The 17,812-nt window shown below is 58.1% G+C and carries 17 protein-coding genes and 1 pseudogene; 10 read left to right on the forward strand and 8 right to left on the reverse strand.

The window, feature by feature from the left end; genetic code table 11:
* Positions 1–44 precede the first annotated feature (44 nt).
* From ACIOWL_RS13735 to ACIOWL_RS13745, 3 genes and pseudogenes are all read left to right on the forward strand, one after another.
* The gene (locus ACIOWL_RS13735; protein WP_400386073.1) at positions 45–1,010 is read left to right on the forward strand and encodes a sugar phosphate isomerase/epimerase family protein; all 966 of its coding nucleotides are present in this window, start codon (positions 45–47) and stop codon (positions 1,008–1,010) included.
* 496 nt (positions 1,011–1,506) lie between these two features.
* Entirely contained in the window at positions 1,507–2,997 is a 1,491-nt protein-coding gene (locus ACIOWL_RS13740) for a sugar porter family MFS transporter (protein WP_400386076.1), read from the forward strand.
* A 178-nt stretch (positions 2,998–3,175) separates the two neighbouring features.
* Positions 3,176–3,955, forward strand: a pseudogene (locus ACIOWL_RS13745) (SDR family NAD(P)-dependent oxidoreductase).
* A 260-nt stretch (positions 3,956–4,215) separates the two neighbouring features.
* On the opposite strand, the gene ACIOWL_RS13750 reads toward ACIOWL_RS13745, so the two are convergent.
* Together ACIOWL_RS13750 and ACIOWL_RS13755 are read right to left on the reverse strand one after the other, a co-directional pair.
* A complete protein-coding gene (locus ACIOWL_RS13750) occupies positions 4,216–4,986 on the reverse strand; it encodes a Fic/DOC family protein (protein WP_400386079.1) in 771 nt (256 codons plus the stop codon).
* A 30-nt stretch (positions 4,987–5,016) separates the two neighbouring features.
* A complete protein-coding gene (locus ACIOWL_RS13755; RefSeq protein ID WP_400386081.1) occupies positions 5,017–5,220 on the reverse strand; it encodes a hypothetical protein in 204 nt (67 codons plus the stop codon).
* Positions 5,221–5,771: 551 nt separating this feature from the next.
* On the opposite strand from ACIOWL_RS13755, the gene ACIOWL_RS13760 reads away from it, so the two are divergent.
* Complete coding sequence (locus ACIOWL_RS13760) at positions 5,772–7,202, forward strand: sugar porter family MFS transporter (RefSeq protein ID WP_400386083.1); 1,431 nt, start codon at positions 5,772–5,774, stop codon at positions 7,200–7,202.
* A gap of 3 nt (positions 7,203–7,205) precedes the next feature.
* Positions 7,206–7,565 (forward strand): universal stress protein, encoded by a 360-nt coding sequence (locus tag ACIOWL_RS13765; RefSeq protein WP_400386086.1) that lies wholly within the window; start codon positions 7,206–7,208, stop codon positions 7,563–7,565.
* A 59-nt stretch (positions 7,566–7,624) separates the two neighbouring features.
* Here ACIOWL_RS13765 and ACIOWL_RS13770 read toward each other — a convergent pair whose 3' ends face one another.
* On the reverse strand, positions 7,625–7,774 hold the full coding sequence (locus tag ACIOWL_RS13770; protein ID WP_400386088.1) for a hypothetical protein: 150 nt from the start codon (positions 7,772–7,774) through the stop codon (positions 7,625–7,627).
* 217 nt (positions 7,775–7,991) lie between these two features.
* Positions 7,992–9,017: a LacI family DNA-binding transcriptional regulator gene (locus tag ACIOWL_RS13775; RefSeq protein ID WP_400386090.1), complete on the reverse strand. Its 1,026-nt coding sequence runs from the start codon at positions 9,015–9,017 to the stop codon at positions 7,992–7,994.
* A gap of 93 nt (positions 9,018–9,110) precedes the next feature.
* On the opposite strand from ACIOWL_RS13775, the gene ACIOWL_RS13780 reads away from it, so the two are divergent.
* Complete coding sequence (locus tag ACIOWL_RS13780; RefSeq protein ID WP_400386093.1) at positions 9,111–10,202, forward strand: Gfo/Idh/MocA family oxidoreductase; 1,092 nt, start codon at positions 9,111–9,113, stop codon at positions 10,200–10,202.
* Positions 10,199–10,990, forward strand: a complete 792-nt coding sequence (locus tag ACIOWL_RS13785; protein WP_400386095.1) for a TIM barrel protein — start codon at positions 10,199–10,201, stop codon at positions 10,988–10,990. The genes ACIOWL_RS13780 and ACIOWL_RS13785 overlap by 4 nt, the downstream gene beginning before the upstream one ends.
* 14 nt (positions 10,991–11,004) lie before the next feature.
* Here ACIOWL_RS13785 and ACIOWL_RS13790 read toward each other — a convergent pair whose 3' ends face one another.
* On the reverse strand, positions 11,005–11,301 hold the full coding sequence (locus tag ACIOWL_RS13790) for a substrate-binding domain-containing protein (protein WP_400386097.1): 297 nt from the start codon (positions 11,299–11,301) through the stop codon (positions 11,005–11,007).
* A gap of 994 nt (positions 11,302–12,295) precedes the next feature.
* Here ACIOWL_RS13790 and ACIOWL_RS13795 point away from each other — a divergent pair.
* Positions 12,296–13,048, forward strand: coding sequence for an ATP-binding cassette domain-containing protein (locus tag ACIOWL_RS13795; RefSeq protein WP_400386100.1), 753 nt, complete (start codon positions 12,296–12,298; stop codon positions 13,046–13,048).
* Positions 13,049–13,791: 743 nt separating this feature from the next.
* Here the strand turns inward: ACIOWL_RS13795 and ACIOWL_RS13800 are convergent.
* The gene (locus tag ACIOWL_RS13800; RefSeq protein ID WP_400386102.1) at positions 13,792–14,601 is read right to left on the reverse strand and encodes a transposase family protein; all 810 of its coding nucleotides are present in this window, start codon (positions 14,599–14,601) and stop codon (positions 13,792–13,794) included.
* 120 nt (positions 14,602–14,721) lie between these two features.
* Between ACIOWL_RS13800 and ACIOWL_RS13805 the strand changes: the two genes are divergently transcribed.
* Together ACIOWL_RS13805 and ACIOWL_RS13810 are read left to right on the forward strand one after the other, a co-directional pair.
* Positions 14,722–15,270, forward strand: coding sequence for a hypothetical protein (locus ACIOWL_RS13805; protein WP_400386104.1), 549 nt, complete (start codon positions 14,722–14,724; stop codon positions 15,268–15,270).
* On the forward strand, positions 15,267–15,863 hold the full coding sequence (locus ACIOWL_RS13810) for a hypothetical protein (RefSeq protein WP_400386106.1): 597 nt from the start codon (positions 15,267–15,269) through the stop codon (positions 15,861–15,863). The genes ACIOWL_RS13805 and ACIOWL_RS13810 overlap by 4 nt, the downstream gene beginning before the upstream one ends.
* Positions 15,864–16,017: 154 nt before the next feature.
* Here ACIOWL_RS13810 and iolB read toward each other — a convergent pair whose 3' ends face one another.
* Both iolB and ACIOWL_RS13820 read right to left on the reverse strand, forming a co-directional pair.
* Positions 16,018–16,917: a 5-deoxy-glucuronate isomerase gene (gene iolB, locus ACIOWL_RS13815; RefSeq protein WP_400386109.1), complete on the reverse strand. Its 900-nt coding sequence runs from the start codon at positions 16,915–16,917 to the stop codon at positions 16,018–16,020.
* 33 nt (positions 16,918–16,950) lie between these two features.
* On the reverse strand, positions 16,951–17,691 hold the full coding sequence (locus tag ACIOWL_RS13820) for a GntR family transcriptional regulator (protein WP_400386111.1): 741 nt from the start codon (positions 17,689–17,691) through the stop codon (positions 16,951–16,953).
* Positions 17,692–17,812 lie beyond the last annotated feature (121 nt).

The raw sequence follows: 17,812 nt of genomic DNA on the forward strand, positions 1-17,812 counted from the left end.
CCGCACAGGGCTGGGCATCAAGTCTTTAAAGGAAGGAATCACCTATGGAGATCGGCCTGATTACCGATTCACTGTCATCACGAAGCTTCGACGAGGTTTTGGAGATTGCCGCGGGCCTTGGCCTGAGTTCCATCGAATTGCCTACCGGCAATTGGTCCGAGGCTCCCCACCTGGACCTTGATATCCTGCTGGGCAGTGAGGAAGCGCGTATTGCCTACCAGGGCAAGATTGCCAATGCCGGGCTAGGCATCAGCGCGCTGAACGCCAATGGAAACCAGCTGCATCCGGTATCCGGCGCTCAGCAGGACGCGGTGCTGCGCAAGACGATCCGCCTGGCTCGGCTCATGGACGTCCCCACCGTCGTGTGCATGTCCGGTTTGCCTGGCGCGCCGGGGGATCGCAGCGCGAACTGGGTGACCAGCTCGTGGCCGCCGGAAAACCTGGCGATCCTTCAATACCAGTGGGAGCAGGTGGCCCTTCCTTATTGGCGGGAGCTTGCCGGCTTCGCCGAGGAGCACCGCGTCAAGCTGGCGATCGAACCCTGTTTTACGCAGCTGGTGTACAACGCGGCGACCGCCAGGCGGCTGGTCGATTCGGTGGCCAGCGACTGGGTTGGAACCAATCTGGATCCCTCGCACCTGATGGCCATGGGGGCGGATATTCTGAGCGTGATTCGCGCCTTGGCTGGCACCATCATGCATGTGCATGCCAAGGACGTGCGCTTGAACGCACCGGTTGTGGCCGCAAATGGCTTGCCTGATGGCACCGCCATGACGCAGTGGCAGCAGCGGGCCTGGAACTATGTGACCTTGGGTCTGGGTCACCCGGCGGGCGAAGCCTTCTGGGCGGATTTCGTGTATGAGCTGCGCGCCGCCGGCTATGACGGCACGCTGAATATCGAGCATGAGGACGTGCTGGTCAATTCCGAAGAGGGGGTTCGCCGTGCGGCCGGGCTGCTGCGCAGGGTGGTCCTGCAGGGTGAACCGGATTGGAAACCCGCTCAGGTGTAAGTCGGCTGGGAAACGAGGCACCGTCCTGGATCAGGCAGCCCTTGGATGCGATATTGCCGGGGTTCAGAACCTGCCTATGGTTCCGGGCCCCGGATCGCGTCGCCCGGGTAATGCGGAGGGGTCACCTGGCCTAGCCTTGCCGGGCTTGTCCGCGCCAGGGCCGGTTGCGCGGGAACCGTGAGCGACTTTGCGTTCGGGGTGGTGCCTGGAAGCGCCCGCAACGGGCACGGGATGCGGGTCGTAATCAGCCGATCTAAGCTAGGGAAATTTGTTTGTCAGGACAAATTGGTGAAAAAAGCTTGCTCCTGCAACCCTGATGACGTATTGTCCTTACATAAGGGCTGTGAAGCCAATCACTTTCAGTTTAATGGCGGGGGTTCACGATGATGCGATGCGGCACCCCGTCACACCGAATGGAAAATACCGGGTCACAGCAGATCCGATGGATAGCCGCAGGCTAACAGAGTTTCCACTCGGGAAAATCTAAGGAGTTTCCATGTCCAGTGCGCAGAATGTTTCTGCCAAATCGAGTTTGCCGCCCCTGACTGCGGGGCCGCATTCAAAGCGGCTCGGATTGATCTCCATCGTCGCCTGCTTCGGCGGCCTGCTCTTCGGCTACGATACCGGAGTGGCCAACGGCGCCGAAGGGCCGATGGCGGCGGAACTTGGCCTGAACCTCCTGCAGGTTGGCGTGGTGATCAGCTCCCTGGTCTTCGCGGCAGCAATTGGCGCACTCGTTGGCGGACAGATTTCTGACGCATGGGGACGTCGCAAGACCATCATCATGCTGGCTGTGCTGTTCTTCCTCGGAACCCTGCTGGTGATTTTCTCGCCAGCAGGACCGGAACTGGGAACCTTCTCACCCTTTGGCTTCAGCGTCCTGGTGGCTGGTCGAATCATGCTCGGCCTGGCGGTCGGCGGTGCTTCCACCGTGGTTCCTGTCTACCTCGCCGAGCTGGCACCGTATGAGATCCGAGGATCCATCACCGGTCGCAACGAGTTGGCCATCGTCTCCGGCCAGCTGGCCGCTTTCGTCATGAATGCCATCATTGGCACGGCGCTCGGCGACAGCGTCGAGGGCGTCTGGCGTATTATGTTCGCCATCTGCGCCCTGCCGGCCTTGGCGCTGTTCTTCGGAATGCTGCGCATGCCGGAATCGCCCCGCTGGCTGGTGGAGAAGCGCCACTACGCCGCCGCGTTGCGGGTGCTCAAGACCGTGCGCTCCCCAGAACGCGCGCTGGCCGAGGTTCATGAAATTGAAATCGTGGCCGCGGACGAAAAACGCAACAACAAGCCGGTGGGTATCAAGGCCATCCTGACCAACAAATGGCTGTTGCGCATTATCGCCATCGGCATCGGTGTCTCCATGACCCAGCAGCTCACCGGCATCAATTCGATCATGTACTACGGAACACGGGTGCTCGAAGAATCCGGAATGTCAGAGCAGCAAGCGGTCCTGGCCAACATAGCCTTCGGCGTGGTGGCCGTTATTGGCGGCATCATCGCATTGCGCAATATGGACCGCATGGATCGCCGCAAGACCTTCTTGATCGGTTTGTCGCTGACCACTACCTGCCACCTGCTGGTGGCCTTCGCCGGAATGCTCCTGCCGGAAGGCAGCCCGATCCGCCCTCTTGTCATCATGATTCTGGTGGTTGCCTTCGTGATGTCGATGCAGACCTTCCTGAACGTCGCCGTGTGGGTCTGGCTCGCTGAGATCTTCCCGCTGCATATGCGTGGATTGGGGATCGGGATCTCGGTCTTTTTCGGCTGGGGCACCAATGGCGTGCTGGCGCTCTTCTTCCCTTCTTTGGTCTCCGGTGTCGGAATTACCGGATGCTTCTTCATCTTCGCGGGCGTCGGTGCCCTGGCGTTGCTCTTCGTTGCTACCCAGGTGCCTGAAACGCGCGGCCGCTCCCTCGAAGCCCTCGAGGAGGATGTTTCCACCGGTGCAATCTACCAGGTCAAGGCCCCGGTGGACGCCTAGAACTGCAGCCGCGTTTATCGTTCGTGTCACCGGTGGTTTAGCCGGACATCACACCAATAAACATGTTAATCCTGTGACGTGAGCGATGATCTTAGCGCGGCAGAAATACAAGACTGGACCCAATTTTAGGTTTCGAGACCAGACGTCATAAATGCGACTGTCGTACGGGGAGAAGAAGATGAGCATCACCGAGGGGTACCAATTGGCGGGGGCGCGGGTGTTGGTCACCGGCGCGGGCACGGGAATCGGGCGAGCGATCACCCTGGCGTTTTTGGAGCAGGGAGCCAAGGTGCTGCTTGCCGGACGCCGCCGTGAGCCGCTGGATGACGTGGTCCGCGATCAGGATCCGGGCCGGGTGCTGATCTGCAGCGCGGACATGTCCAACGCCCAGCAGGTTCAGTCGGTGGTGGACGCCGCCCGGGAGGCCTAGGGCGGGATCGATGTGGTGGTGGCGAACGCGGGACTCAGCGAGCCGGGCACCATCGAGGAGCTGGATGCCGCTTCCTGGGAGCGGATGCGGTCCATCAACCTAGACGGCCTGATCTACCTGGCGCAGGCGGTGGTGCCGGAGCTGCGCGCGTCGGGCGGTTCCTTGACTGCGATCTCCTCGGTCGCAGGACTGGGCGGAGACTGGCGGCAGACAGGTTATAACGCCACCAAGGCGGCGGTGAATGCGCTGGTTCAGGCGATGGCCTTGGACCTGCGGCAGGACGGGGTGCGGGTGAACGCGGTAGCGCCGGGCTTCACCCGCACGGTGCTTACCCAAGACCGGTTAGACGACCCGGCGTTCAGCGCAAAACTCGCAGACCGCTTGGGTATTCAGCGTGCTGCGGATCCGCGGGAGGTGGCTGACGCGGTGGTGTTCCTCTCCAGCGCTCGGGCCTCCTACATCACCGGGGTGGTGTTGCCGGTTGACGGCGGGATGAGCGCCGGGAATGGCTCGCCGCGCCCGGTCTGAAGTTAGCCGGGTGTAACCGACCTATTCCGCCAAGTACCAATTCGCCTTGGTAGGTGGGGCGCAACGCCGTCCGTTGCAAGGACTTCGTTGCCTTTAATAATCATCGGCCAGGGTGAGGCGCTTCGAGCACTCTCTTGGAGCGTCCCCCGGGACCTGGATGCGAGATTGCCGAGGCATGGAGAAGCAAGGCCTGCAACAGTGTAGTACCCCCGTGCGGTTCGTGAACGTTGCTAGGTAAGCAGCCGGCAGGTGTTTCTTGATCAGCGCGCCCGAAGTGACCAGGGTGTTTGTCTAGGGAATGGGGGCGGATCATCGGTAAACGATTGTCGAGCCTTGATTGCCTGCTGAAGTTCTTTGTCCAGCACCTCTAGGCTGCGCCCCGCCTTGGGCTGGGGGATTCCTGCAGGGACGGATGGCGTCTGTTCTTCATGTTTGCTGTGTTTATTTTCGGTAGCCGGCAAGAGGGCGGGGTAAAGGAGTGCCTCGAGTCCTTCTTCGTTGTGGACAATCGCGACCGTGCGGGCGTGGGCGAAGACGTATGGATCGATTCGATTCCAATCGATTACCCAGCCTGCCTCGGTCGCGAGCTGGTTGAAGAACACGAACTGGCTGCGTGTGTTCACATCCCGGAACGGATGAATCGCTGTCATCTCACCCCAGACCCAGGCGAGCCCTTCGGCGAAGCGGCCACGTCCGCGCCCGCGCAGGTGATCTGCGTCCGCGAGAGCAGTCAATACCCGGTCTGCTTCTGCCGTGATGAACTCGGGTCGACAGTGAGCGATCCCGGTGCCGCCAGGACCAGTATTGGTATCCCTTAAGATGCCGCCCCACGCATAGAATCCGTCGACGAGTCGGGCATGGATTGCCTGCAGGTGAGGCAGATCAAAACTACCTGGAACTGGACGCAAGGTCAGATCCACCAGGTGTGCGGTGACCACGCGTCTCTCGGAAGCTTTCCATAGACCGTAGTCAGTGATGCCGGGGAAATTCACCAGCACCTCGGACCCGGCATATGTGTAGTGATCAGGCATTGTCGCTCACCACCTTCATAGTGCGCTTGACTACTGAGCGGCCCGGTATTCGGCTTCTAACTCGGCCAAGCCCTCCGCGATGACCTGCTTCACTGATGCCTCGCCGGACAGAATGCGTCGCGCCGCGTCTATGTCCGCAGTGGTCGGTTTCTCGCCAGCCATCTCGTGTGCTGCGCGAACTCCAGCCAGTTGCCGGTCGATCTCTGCCTGCGACAGCGTTTTGGTGGTAGCCATGATATGTCCTCCTCAATGCTTTTGCTGACATCATAATTCTATCGCCGAGGGTCGACATTTTTCCTTCGACCGTCTGTGGAAAATCACCGCGGAAACCTGAGGTGGGTGTGGTGCAGCTGCTGGGTGGATGTGCAGTTTTTGTCGTTCCGGCACTCCCTGCGGCGATGGAGTTTGCAAGGGGTGGCAATTAGTTTCATTGGCATTATCTGCCGGCAGATTCGAGTGAGGGTACCGGGTCTGCCACTGGAGCCAGGCGCGATGAACCGTTTGAGGTTCGGTCTGTCCCGATCACGGAATTGAGATTTCTGGACATGCTGCCAGGTGCCGCAGGGGAGTGCTGTGAGAGTCGCCGAGCGGCCATGTTTGACGCACAAACCTAACCTACGTCTGGATGACAGGACAAATATTTCATTAAAGAATCCCTCGCTGACGTGGGGCGTTGAAATTTTCGTTGCAAATCGTTGTCACTGCGCACCTAATGACGTAATGTCAGTACAAATGGATTTGTGATTGCGGTCACCGAGGGGTGGTCAGCGGCAAAGGAGCACGCATTGGCATCAGAAACTACGAGCAGTCACTATCGATTGCCCCCACTAACCAAGGGGCCTCACTCACGGCGTCTGGGAATCATTGCCTACGTGGCAACCTTCGGCGGTTTGCTCTTCGGCTACGACACCGGAGTTATCAACGGCGCCCTGGAACCATTGCGCCGTGAACTGCAGATTGGTGCGACCACCGAAGGTTTTGTTGTCAGCATCCTGATCCTCGGCGCAGCCGTGGGAGCGTTGCTTGGCGGTCGACTGGCCGACAAAGCCGGACGGCGCCAGACCATCTTGTACCTGGCCATCATTTTTATCCTCGGAACCGTGTTGTGTTCCTTGGCGCCGAGCTGGCAGATCCTCGCCTTGGGCCGGTTCGTTCTGGGGCTGGCAGTCGGCGGCGCCTCCGCAGTTGTTCCGGTCTATCTTGCTGAAATCGCACCGCAGGAACAGCGCGGTTCGCTGGTAACCCGCAACGAGGTCATGATTGTTTCCGGCCAGTTCGCGGCCTTTGTGATCAATGCAGTGATCTACCAAATCTGGGGACACCACGATTTCATCTGGCGCTACATGCTCATCGTCGCGGTGCTTCCGGCGATTGCACTGCTGGTCGGCATGATTTTCCTGCCAGAATCTCCACGCTGGCTGATCTCCCAGGGCAAACACAAACACGCACTGGTAGTGCTCGTGCAGGTTCGCGACAAGGAGCGTGCCGCAGCCGAAATGGCCGAGGTGGAGCACTTGGCGCAGGAAGAAGAAAAAACCCAGACCGCCGGGTGGTCAGATCTGGCGGTGCCCTGGGTTCGCCGGCTGGTGATCATCGGTGCTTTGGTGGGTGTGTTCTCTCAGTTCTCCGGCATCAACGCGGTGATGTACTACGGATCGCAACTGCTGCAGGACGCCGGATTCTCCGCAGACGCAGCCATCGTTTTCAACACCCTCAACGGTTTCTTCTCGGTCACCGGCGTATTGATCTGCATCTTCCTGATCAACAAGATCTCCCGCCGCAAGATGATTATCACCGGATTCATCTTGACCACCACCTTCCACCTGCTCATTGCCCTGACTGCGGCCTTGATGCCCGAAGGCAACGCGAAGATGTGGATGATCTTGGCATTCGTCCTGTGTTTCGTGGTTTCCATGCAGGGTGCCATCGGGCCGCTGTCCTGGTTGATCCTCTCCGAGCTCTTCCCGCTGAAGATCCGCACCTTCGCCACCGGCACCGCGGTAACCGCACTGTGGCTGGCCAACGCGGTAGTCGCCTTCGTTTTCCCGCCGATGATCGCCGGGCTGGGGATCGCCGGAACGTTCTTCTGCTTCTTCGCGGTGGGCATCGTGGCAATCATCGTCTTGCACAGGGAACTGCCCGAGACCGGCAATAAATCTCTTGAACAGTTTGAAGAAGAATTCCAAACGGGATTCATTGAAAAAGTGAAGGGATAAGTCGTGAGCATCATCGCAGCGCTCGCCGAAAGCCGGGAAGGTGAACTTGCCCTGCACGCAGGGATTGAAGAAGCCCGCGCCCGCGGGGAAGAGCTGATCATCTTCAACCTTGGTATCACCCCGATTAACCCCGCGGATGTTCCCAACGACATCAGCTGGCGGGCCATCGAGCGGGTTGGCCATGCCGACCGGAACCCTGTTGATGCGCTGCTTGAAGAATTGTCCGAAAATCCCACCGTGACCCGAGTGGTGATCGGCTTGCGCAAACGTTCACCCATGGGCAAGGCACTGCTGGGAAGCCTGAGCCAGCGGATCCTATTAAATTCCCCCGTTCCGGTCCTCGCGGTCCGGCCCCAGACCTAAAAAATAATTCAACAAGCGGCAACTCGCGGTGTCATCAACAGTGAATAGAAATGAAGGAGTCACTCGGTGCCGCTGTGATTGGTGCGGGCAAAGCCCACGCGGTCGCCTGCCGCGCGACCAGCACCCTGTGATGGCCCGAGCCATCCGAAAATCCGTTCGGTGCCCCTTGGAGATGCCAACGTGGTCTTCGCGGTAATTGCCAACTCCATGCACCGCGCGTTCCTCGAAGAGGTCGCCGGCTGCAGGAGGACCAGCCGTTGCCCCGCTGCGTCAGCTTCACCGACGGGCGCGCAACATGGAGAACCCCGACGCGGTGACCGTTGCTGCGCAGCCTTCCGGCGCCGCGGTGCAGATTGCCGACAGCACCCCGCGAGAAGCATGGTTGCCCGTAGGTGATCTAACTGCCCAGGCCGGTCCGCACGGTTCTCAGGAGCTGTGGGGTCCGGCCTGTGGTGTGCCCGGGGCGCTGCTGCGGATCACCAGCCGCGGCGGGTGCTTCACGGTGCGGGATCCGGAGGTTGGAGCAATGGCCAGGTTCATGGCACTTGCTGCCAGGGCGCTCACGTCCTGTTGGGAGGTGGTCAGGTCCGCGAACGCCAACCGAGCGAATTCCGAATCGTCGAAGCCGGTCAGTGCCATGTCCTGCGGGATCCGCAATCCGCGGGAAAGTATTGTTTGACGGGCACCGAGCGCGCTGCGGTCATTAAACGCGATCACCGCGGTGGGCCAGTGCTCAGGATCAAGTTGTTCCAGATAATTCCCCAGTGCCTGGGCCGCGATGTGCTCCGACGCTCCGGCGGGAACTACCTCACCGTGCAACCGCCCGGCACTGTGGCTGATCGCCTTGGCGAAGGCGGCGGCCCGCTGGCGCGATGCCACGGCGCTACCGCCATCCAGGTGCACCAATCTGGTATGCCCGGTGTCCGCCAGGTGTTCAACCAGGTGCTTGATCCCGGCGGCTTCATCGGTGAGTACCGAAGGAATGCCGGTGTACTTGCGCAGCAGGCTGATGACCGGAACCTGCGTGGCGAGGTTTGAAATTTCCGCGGGGGATAACGAACTGGCGACCGCGATGATCCCTTCGACCCCGGCGTCGATAAGTGTGTCCATGGTGCGTTGCTCATCGCGTTGAGTCGAGGTGGCACCCAAAATCAATTCATATCCATTGATTTCTGCCTCCTGATACAACGCATCCGCCAGTTGAGCGTGCAGCGGTTCGCCGAGCATGAGGGTTAGGCCCAAGGTGCGGCTGCGGTGGCTGCGCAGCGAGCGGGCTCTGGAATCCGGGCGATAGCCCAGTGCCGCGGCCGCCTCTTTGACCTTCTGCCGCGAGGCCTCGCTGGCACCCTCCGCATTGCGCAGCACAATGGAGGCCAGTGCCACGGAGACGCCGGACGCGGTGGCAACGTCCGTGAGAGTTGGACGCTTGGGCGAGGGGTTGGAAGTAGTCATCAAAAACTTTCTTCTAGAACGTTCTAGACGTGTGCTCACTAGTGTGCCATGCTTTGTAAAGACATATCAATTAGAACGTTCTAGGGAGCTATCTTGAGCTACGAAAATATCCCGTCCGGGCGCCCCGAAACACTGCGTGTTGCCGTCATTGGCACCGGATGGATTGGAGCTTTCCACGCCCGCAGCCTTGCCGACCATATTCCCGGAGCCCAGTTGTATGCGGTGGCGGACCCGGCCGAAGGTCGTGCGGCGGCACTTGCCGCGGAAGTCGGCTGCCCGCGGGCGACACAGCGCATCGAAGACGTTTTTGAAGATGAGCAGGTTGACGCGGTGGTCATCGGCGCACCCTCGGCCTTCCACGCGCAACTCATTTCCCAGGCGGCCAGGGCCGGAAAACATATTTTCTGCGAGAAGCCCACCGCGCATGCGCTGAGCGACCTGGATGCCGCGCTGGCTGAGATTGAGGACGCGAAGGTTGTTTTCCAGGTCGGGTTCAACCGCCGCTTCTCCACCGACTTCGCCCAGGCCGGCCAGCAGGTTCGAGAGGGTTCGGTGGGACAGGTGCAGCTGTTGCGTTCGGTGACCCGTGATCCGGCCGTGGTCGGTGGATTGTCGAACCCTGCCGGAATTCGCAGCCACGTCATTTTCACCGAAACCCTGATTCACGACTTCGACGCACTGAACTGGTTCAACCCGGGCGCCAAGGCGATTCAGGTGCACGCCATCGCCGACGCGTTGGTGGCACCGGAACATAAGGAAACCGGTTTGCTGGACACCGCGGTAGTAACCGTACGTTATGACAATGGTGCCATTGCGGTCGCCGAGGCGAACTTCTCTGCCACCTACGGCTACGACGTACGCGGCGAGATTTTTGGCAGCGGCGGAATGATCCAGGCCGGTGGCCCGGTGCAGCAGACCGCTGGGCTGTTCGACGCGCAGGGTGCCCATGCCGAAACCTCGCGACTGAACATCGATTTGTTTGCCGATGCCTACCGCAAGCAGCTGGAAGTTTTTGTGCGCAAGGTGCGTGGAACACAGCAGGGGACCGCGGATGCGGCCCTGGAAGTTCCCGGCGGAAGCGATGCGCGTGCTGCCCTGCAGATTGCGCTCGCGGCATTGGAATCCCATGAATCCGGTCTTCCGGTGCGTTTGGATGCGGCCTCCCGGCAGGCGGTGGCCCAATGACCCGGAAGCTGGCTGTTTGCGCGGAGATGGTGTTCACCGAACTTCCCCTTGAGCAGCGGGCCGTGGCCCTCAATGAGGCGGGGTTCGAGGTTGAACTGTGGGACACGGCGGGGAAGGATCTCGCTGCGCTTGAACGTACCGGCGCGCGCTTCGGGTCGATGAGCGGTTACAGCGATGGAAGTCTTTGCGATCCCGACACCGCTCACCGTGTGGTTGAAACCGCACGGGAACTGATTCCCACGGCCCAGCGCTTGGGGATTACCCGGTTGGTGGTTCACCCGGCCCAGCTGATCAATGGACAGGCGGCGGTGCCGCGGTACCGCAGCACCGGGGACATGTGGCTCACCGCAGCGAAAACCCTTGAAAAGCTGGGAGAACTTGGCGAAGAGCACGGGGTGAGTTTCCTGCTGGAGAACCTGAACACCATTGTGGACCACCCTGGCATTCCCCTGGCCCGCGCCAAGGACACCTTGTCCTTGGTGGAGGCGGTAGGGCACCCGAAGGTGAAAATGATGCTGGATCTGTATCATGCGCAGATCGGCGAGGGAAACCTGATTGACCTGCTCGACCGCGCGCTGCCGCACATCGGCGAGGTGCAGGTGGCGGATGTACCCGGCCGTTGCGAGCCTGGTACCGGAGAGGTGAACTATCGCTCGGTTGCCTCCGCACTGGCACGGCTTGGCTACGAAGGCCCGGTAGGGCTTGAAGCATACGCCAGTGGCGATAGCTCGGAAGCCGTTCAAGCTTTCCGCTCGGCCTTTGAGCCTTGGACTGATAGCCAAGCTTAGCGCTCAGCGCAGTATCAGTTTTCTGCGGCAGTTCCGGAAATTCTCCCGGAACTGCCTCGCGGACGAAGTTCCGGGGCGGAAACCAAACGGTGCTCTTCCTGATTACCTTCTAGCCTTCTGATGGCCGCCGTGACCGCGAGGTCGGCCAATTCGTCCGGCGGCTGACACACGCTGGTGAGGTTGATCAGCTTCAGCTGGCTCACCGGAGTGTCATCGTAGCCGGTGACCGCAATATCCTCTGGAATCTGCAATCCGGCTGCAAGCAGTGCTTCCACTGCGCCTAGGGCGCAAGTGATCGTTATCGGTTTCATGCTGCTTTTGCGGTGTATTCGCGTCCGGTCTCTCATCCGGTAGGAACCAAAGCGTTGAAACAAGCTATGACCTATCGAGGTAACTCGTGAATCTGGTCAAAGAACAAGCAACATGAGCGCTTGCTGAGGGGGTCGCAGACCACAGGCATTGACCAAGCGGAAAGAGCCGTTCTGCAGGAACCAGCCAAACAACTTGTATAACCGCTGCGGGGCGGGGTGCTCGCCGCACGCATGCCAATGCAGCGGAGTTGGGGTGTTAGCCCCTTATGGTTCATAGGACCTGCTAGTGGTTCATGGAAAAACTGACGCCTCCCGGAATCCGACCACATTAATTCCAAAGTGTTTCTGGTGAGTCTAATAGGGCGTGAAGACTAGTCTTTGCCAGCGTTCCGGAAGTGCGGCGGAATCTTTGTTGAACCAAAGTCTAGGATCTTGGCACTACACTTCGAGATCCCTCGAACTGCTGGAAATGCGCCTCGATTTGAAGCTTTATAAAATATCTCCTATATTAACTAAGGTATCCTGTCTGACAATCCGACGCTAGGCCGGGCAACTTAGACAATGGGAGAAACATGAAAACTAAAAGAAGAATTGCGTTGACAGCAGGCCTGATCGCTAGCTTTGTCATGATACCCGCGGCGCCTTCACTTGCAGAAGGACGATGGACTTCTTCAATTACGAATGCGCTAACTGGGTTCTCGTCTCGGAGTTGGAATGATAAAAATATCGATTCTGTTGCAACCAAAACCTCGTTCGCGTCCTGCACGGAAACTTGGAGTACACCCAAGAAGGTGGACAGTATCACGGTTGGACTAATTGACCATCGAGGAGTGTTGCTTCCAGCAAAAACTGTTGCTACACAAACAACGAAGGGTTGCGGATCGGCAAACTTTGGAGTTCGCAAGAAGAGTACCTATCACTTCACGATTCAGAAGATTGCCGGATATGACTCCGGGGTAAAACTTACCGCAAAGACGGTTACGCAAACTTACTGATGAGAAGCTTGATACTAGATAGCCTCACATTCACCTACCCTCGAGGTGCTGCGCTCTTCGACGATGCAGGCTTTAAATTCACTTCAGGGCGTACAGCGCTTTTGGGCCCCAATGGTGCGGGAAAAACAACCTTGATTTCGCTGATGGCCACCGTGCTGGTGCCCCAAGCCGGAAGTGTCATCCTGAAAGATTGTCGACGTGAGATTCGTTCCGACCGAGTCCGAAGGTACAGAGAGCAAATTGCGTGGCTTCCGCAGAATTTCGCGCCAGCGTCTGGGCTTTCCGTAGAAGAACACGTGACTTATGCGGCCTGGCTTCGTGGCGTTAGTCGTAAAGAAGCTAAAGCTTGCACAGGTGAGGCTCTCGCTCAAGTAGGTCTTCAAGACATGGCAAAACGGCGAGCAACAACTTTATCTGGAGGGCAACAACGAAGACTAGGTCTAGCAGGCGCCTTGGCGCACGATGCATCTGTCATTCTCCTTGATGAACCCACCGCTGGGTTGGACCCAAACCAGCGAGAGAAGTTCCGTGAGATTCTGCAGGGCCTCGACTCCGACAAAGTGGTTCTTGTGTCAACGCATCAGACAGAAGACATTGATGGCACGTTCGACTCGGTATTCGTCCTCGATCAGGGGCAACAAAAATTCCATGGGACAACCGATGAATTTATGGCACTAGGCGGCGACCGGGCCAATGATCCGCGCGACATGATTCGACGGGCCTATGGGCAACTTGTTATAGGGGAGGCGTAGTTGCTCCCATTGATTCGTCGCCCTGCTTTATGGCTCTTTCCAGTGTTCTGGCTGGTCGCTGCGATATACGTCGCGAGCTACACGGAAATCGATACTCTGCTCGGCAATTCTCAGGCAGCGATGACAGCTGGTTCGACCACATTGCTTTTTTCGTGTTTGCTTGCATCTATCTCCGCTGCGATTGAAGCAAGTCGTGACCGTAATAGTCGTGGTGTCGTCGAAGTGGTTTCGCGAGTATACCTCGCTCGAGTTTTTGCGCGGATCTGGCCCAGTATCGTGGCCGCATTAATCGTCCAGTTTTCGATGGTTTCTTATTTGTTGGTCCGTTCAGATGCGCAGATATCGATTCAACTTTGGCTAGTTCCACTTGGCTTCACACTAGCGATCATGGCGCACGCTTGTTTCGGCTATTTCCTTGGCCTATGGCTCCCGGCCCGGTTTTCCGTGCCGAGCGCGCTTCTTCTCAGCTATCTATTTCTTGCTTTTACTGGCACGAGCACTTTCTTTGCGGTCCACTATCTTTCCGGAATGACCCTCAATGGTTGTTGTATGGCGGTTCAGGACCTCGACTATCGGGCTGTTTGGACGCTAGTTGTATTTTCAACAATGTCAGCAGTCGGGTTCTTGAGCCTGGCAAAGGTCAAGCCCCCAGTTTGGAAAGGGCGTTTTAGATCAACTAAACAACGCGCAAACTACTGGCTTGGACTCGTGTCATTGATACTGGCTATTACTATGAAGTCTATTCAATACTTACTCCCAGACGCGTTGTCACGGAAGAATTCCAGCAACGAAACAATACGAATCACTGCCGGCAGTTCGTGGAACACTCCACGATAGACCTCCGCGAGGATCTTCCAGTTCTTCAAATGCGCGTTGCCTCGTTCAACTGCTGCGCGATGCTTGGAGAGCTCTTTGTTGAACAGCTGATCATGCTCAATCAGCTCCCCGGTTCCGGGACGGTGTCCCTTCTTGTACGGGATCAGCCCGGACGTTCCTTGGTAGCCGAGATCCGCGAGGTAAGGCGACTCCGTCAGCAGTTGCTCCATACCGGTGTGGGTGAAAGCTACCCGGTCGTGCATCCTCCCGGGCACTGGTTCACCGATATAAAGGGCCCGTCCGGCCAGTGTGGTGACGACTTGGATATTGACGCAATGCCACTTCTTTTTCCCTGAGTAATGTGTTTTGATCGCGGGTCGGTGTTTGCGAACTCGCACGTCAGTGCCGTCTACGATCAAGGATTCACCTCTGGTTAGTGCCTCTTTCAGATCGGGAGCTTCCAACGCGAGGGCCATGCTGATCAATGGCATGAGCGTGCGGTAGATCCGGGAGACTGTGGGCTGGCTGATGTCGTACTGGTCGGCGATGAATGCTTGACGGACGTTGTGGCGCAGCAGGTGCAGGACGATCCGTAGTTGCTGGTGCAGGTTCAGAACCTTAGGTCTGCCACCGGGGCCTTTGTGGGGGTTGGGACGTGAGTCGAGGATCTGTTGGATCCTGTTCTGTAGTTCCATGAACTTGGTCAGGGGCAGACCTGTACTATACTTGTAACTCATCGGCTTCTTCGGTTTTTGTGTTGTTTGATCACTTCCATTATTAATCGTTGAAGCCGATTTTTCTATGTTTTCACTGGTCAGGTGATGAATGTCATTAACTAGAGTTGTGAATTAAGTTCTATGGGTCTGCTTATTTCGGCTAAAGTTTACGGAATTCCTGTTGTGGTGGCCGACGACGATTCGTTTACTTGTTCGGCAACGGAACCCCAAGTGTGCCTGAACGAGATACAGCGATCAAACGGCGACCGAAGTGAACTAGTTGCGCAAAGTGTTTCAGTACTTACTGAACTCGGATTCCCGGAAGTCGAAAAAGTGACGGCGTCTGCTAGAGAAGGGGTTCGACTCAAAGACTCACATGAGCTGGTGACGAACTTTGAACCCTGGTACTCAAATGAGCAGGTAGTTTACGCATCGGCCAGCGCCTATGCCGCAGAAGTTCTGAATGGTTTATGTGATAGTGATAAATTTGACCAGCAATACGAAGCATTCGAAATACTTCAGGATTGGAGCACGTCCTACGCCAACCGAAAGATTCTCGGAATAGATGAGGGGTTCGGCAACTCGGCTTTGAACTCGATGTCTTTCGAGCAACAAAAGAATTGGGCGTTGACGACTTACGAAAGACTGAGCAACTGCGAAATTCCTGAATTGCCAAAGGTAGCTCCGTGAGCCTAGTTCTCCGAACGCACAGTGTCTGGTTATGTATTTCCGTCGCGATTCTATGTGGGGCAGTCGCAGGAATGTTCGGGAAACAACTTATTTCAGTACCCTTCCTCGGCGGGCTGATCATGCCAACCCAGATGCCAGCTTCAGTTATTCCGGCATTGCTACTTAGCGTAGTGCTTGGTTCAAGTATTGCCGGTGCTGAGCGGCTATGGGCAGGTGCTTCAGTGCGAAACTGTTGGGCCTATTCCTTGGCCTATCTCATTGGCGTTTGCGTGATTGCAGTGGGTGCTTGTTTTGTGGTCTCGGTGGCGTCTTTACAGGGTATGGCTCCAACGATTCTGTTCTTCCGTGATCTGGCAAGTTTATTGGCCTTGTGGTTAGTGGCGACGCTTGGGGGTCTTGGTCCCGTTGCATCCGTACTCCCAGTCGGTTACGTCGTTTTTTCATCGGCTTTTGCACGCAATAAATCGGCTGAATTTTTCCCCTGGGCATGGATCATGGAGCCTCACCCATACTCCTGTATTGGCGTTGTGGTGATTGTGGCAGGCATATCTGCGGGACTAGTTTTGGTTAGAACGAGAAGGCCGCTGCGATAGCCACAATTCTGAATCCGAGCACCTGGTGCGGACTTTCGTTCACCAGTTTCTTGTCAGTGTGGTTCACGCCATTGAACGTGTGAAAACAGGGCATGTCTTGTGCAGCATTGCTGCACAAGACATGCCCTGAAAGCAGTAAATAAGGTGTGGTGGGTTAGGAAGCACCGAAAGGCAGTCGTGGATCCATCTGCGCTTCGTCCCACGTTTGGCGGATCCAGCCGTGGTGGGGGTCGTCGCTGATCAGCCAGTCGCGCACCCGGCCCGGTCCAGCCATGACGTTGAGGTAGTACAGGTCGTAGCCTGGGGCGGCCATGGCCGGTCCATGCCAGCCATAGGGAACCAAAACCACGTCACCGGTGCGGACCTCGGTGTTCACGTCGATGGGACGTTCATCCGATGCGTACACGCGGGCATAGCCCATGGGGTCGGTTGCCGCTGGGGCGGGCATGCCAGCGGCCAGCTGGGTTTCGAAGTAGTAGATTTCCTCCAGCGAGGTTTCCCCGTCCTTCTCCTCATCGTGTTTGTGGGGAGGGTAGGAAGACCAGTTGCCGGCCGGGGTAATGACCTCGCAGACAATAAAACGGTCGGCTTCCAGCGCGGCCGGCGTGCCGAAGTTATGCACCTGGCGTGAACAGTTCCCTGCCCCGCGGAGTTCAACCGGAGTCTGATCCGCGGTGATAAGCCGGGTTGGGTAGTGTTCTTTGGCCGGGGCCAACGCCACGGCCACAGTGCCACCTTCGGTAGAGCTGAGCGTCAACGCGGTGTTGATTCCGGTGTAGAGGACATCGGCTGGCCCGGCGAATACCGAGTCGCGACCCGAGAGCAGATACTCCTGATCCTCAACCCGCGCGGTGAATGAGGTTCCGGAGAGCGGAATGACGATACGTTCCTCGGGGGCCGCGCCCAATTCGAGCACCTGTCCGGGGGCCAGTTGCGCCACCTTGAGTCCGGTGTGGGCCCAGCCCGGCACGGAGAGCGCCGAATCATGCGCCCCGAGCGAAATGCTCCAGTCGCCGTCGGCTGCGGAGCCGGCGGGGTAAATCCAATCGGTCATGCATCGTTCCTTTCGGGAGCGGTGCGTATACGCTTAGCGTTGCACCAAGGTCATTTCAAAGCTGTAGGCGTCGGCACGGTATACGTGCGAGCCGGTTTCGACGTTGCGTCCGGTGTCGTCCACCGCGGTACGCTGCATGGTCACCAGCGCCGAGCCCTTATCCGTCTCAAGAGTTTCGGCCTGCGCCTTATCGGCCACCGTGGCGCCGATACGCTGCTGAGCGAGGCGGAAATTGACCCCCGCATTACGCAACAGCTCATACAGGCCGTGGGTGCGCAGGGACTCTTCGGTGAGCTCAACAATGTCGTCGCGGACCCAGTTTTCCATCAGCGCCAGCGGGCTGCCCCCGGCCGAACGCAGACGGGTGAAGTGGTACACCGAGACATCTTTGGGAAGTGAGAGCAGCTCCTGGATTTCGGAGGGAGCCTGCGTGTGCTCAAAATTCAGCAACGTCGTGGTTGGTTTTTTGCCGGCCCGCTCGAGGTCGTCGTTCAGGCTGGAGAGTTCCAGATGACGGCGAATCTGGCTGGAGACAACCTGTGTTCCTACACCGCGTTTGCGTACCAAAAGCCCTGACTGCACCAAATCATCCATGGCTTTGCGGATGGTTGGGCGCGAGAGCCTGAGCCGTTGGGCAAGCTCGATCTCGTTTTCAAGACGAGAGCCGGATTCCAGCGACCCGTCATGAATGGCCTTTTCGATACCCTGCACGACTTGGTGGTACAGCGGAATCGGTGAAGATCGGTCGATCTTGATACTTAGTGGTGTGCTCACGGTTAACTCCCTTGTCTGGCGACCTTGCCGTCAAATGTCGCTTTGACAGGACAAATATATCTGAAAGTTTGCCACTTCGGCACCCGCAGTGCGAAAATCTGCCAAAAATCGGTGCTGTCTA

This window comes from Glutamicibacter sp. NPDC087344 (assembly GCF_044744225.1).
In the GTDB taxonomy this organism is placed as follows: Bacteria; Actinomycetota; Actinomycetes; order Actinomycetales; family Micrococcaceae; genus Glutamicibacter.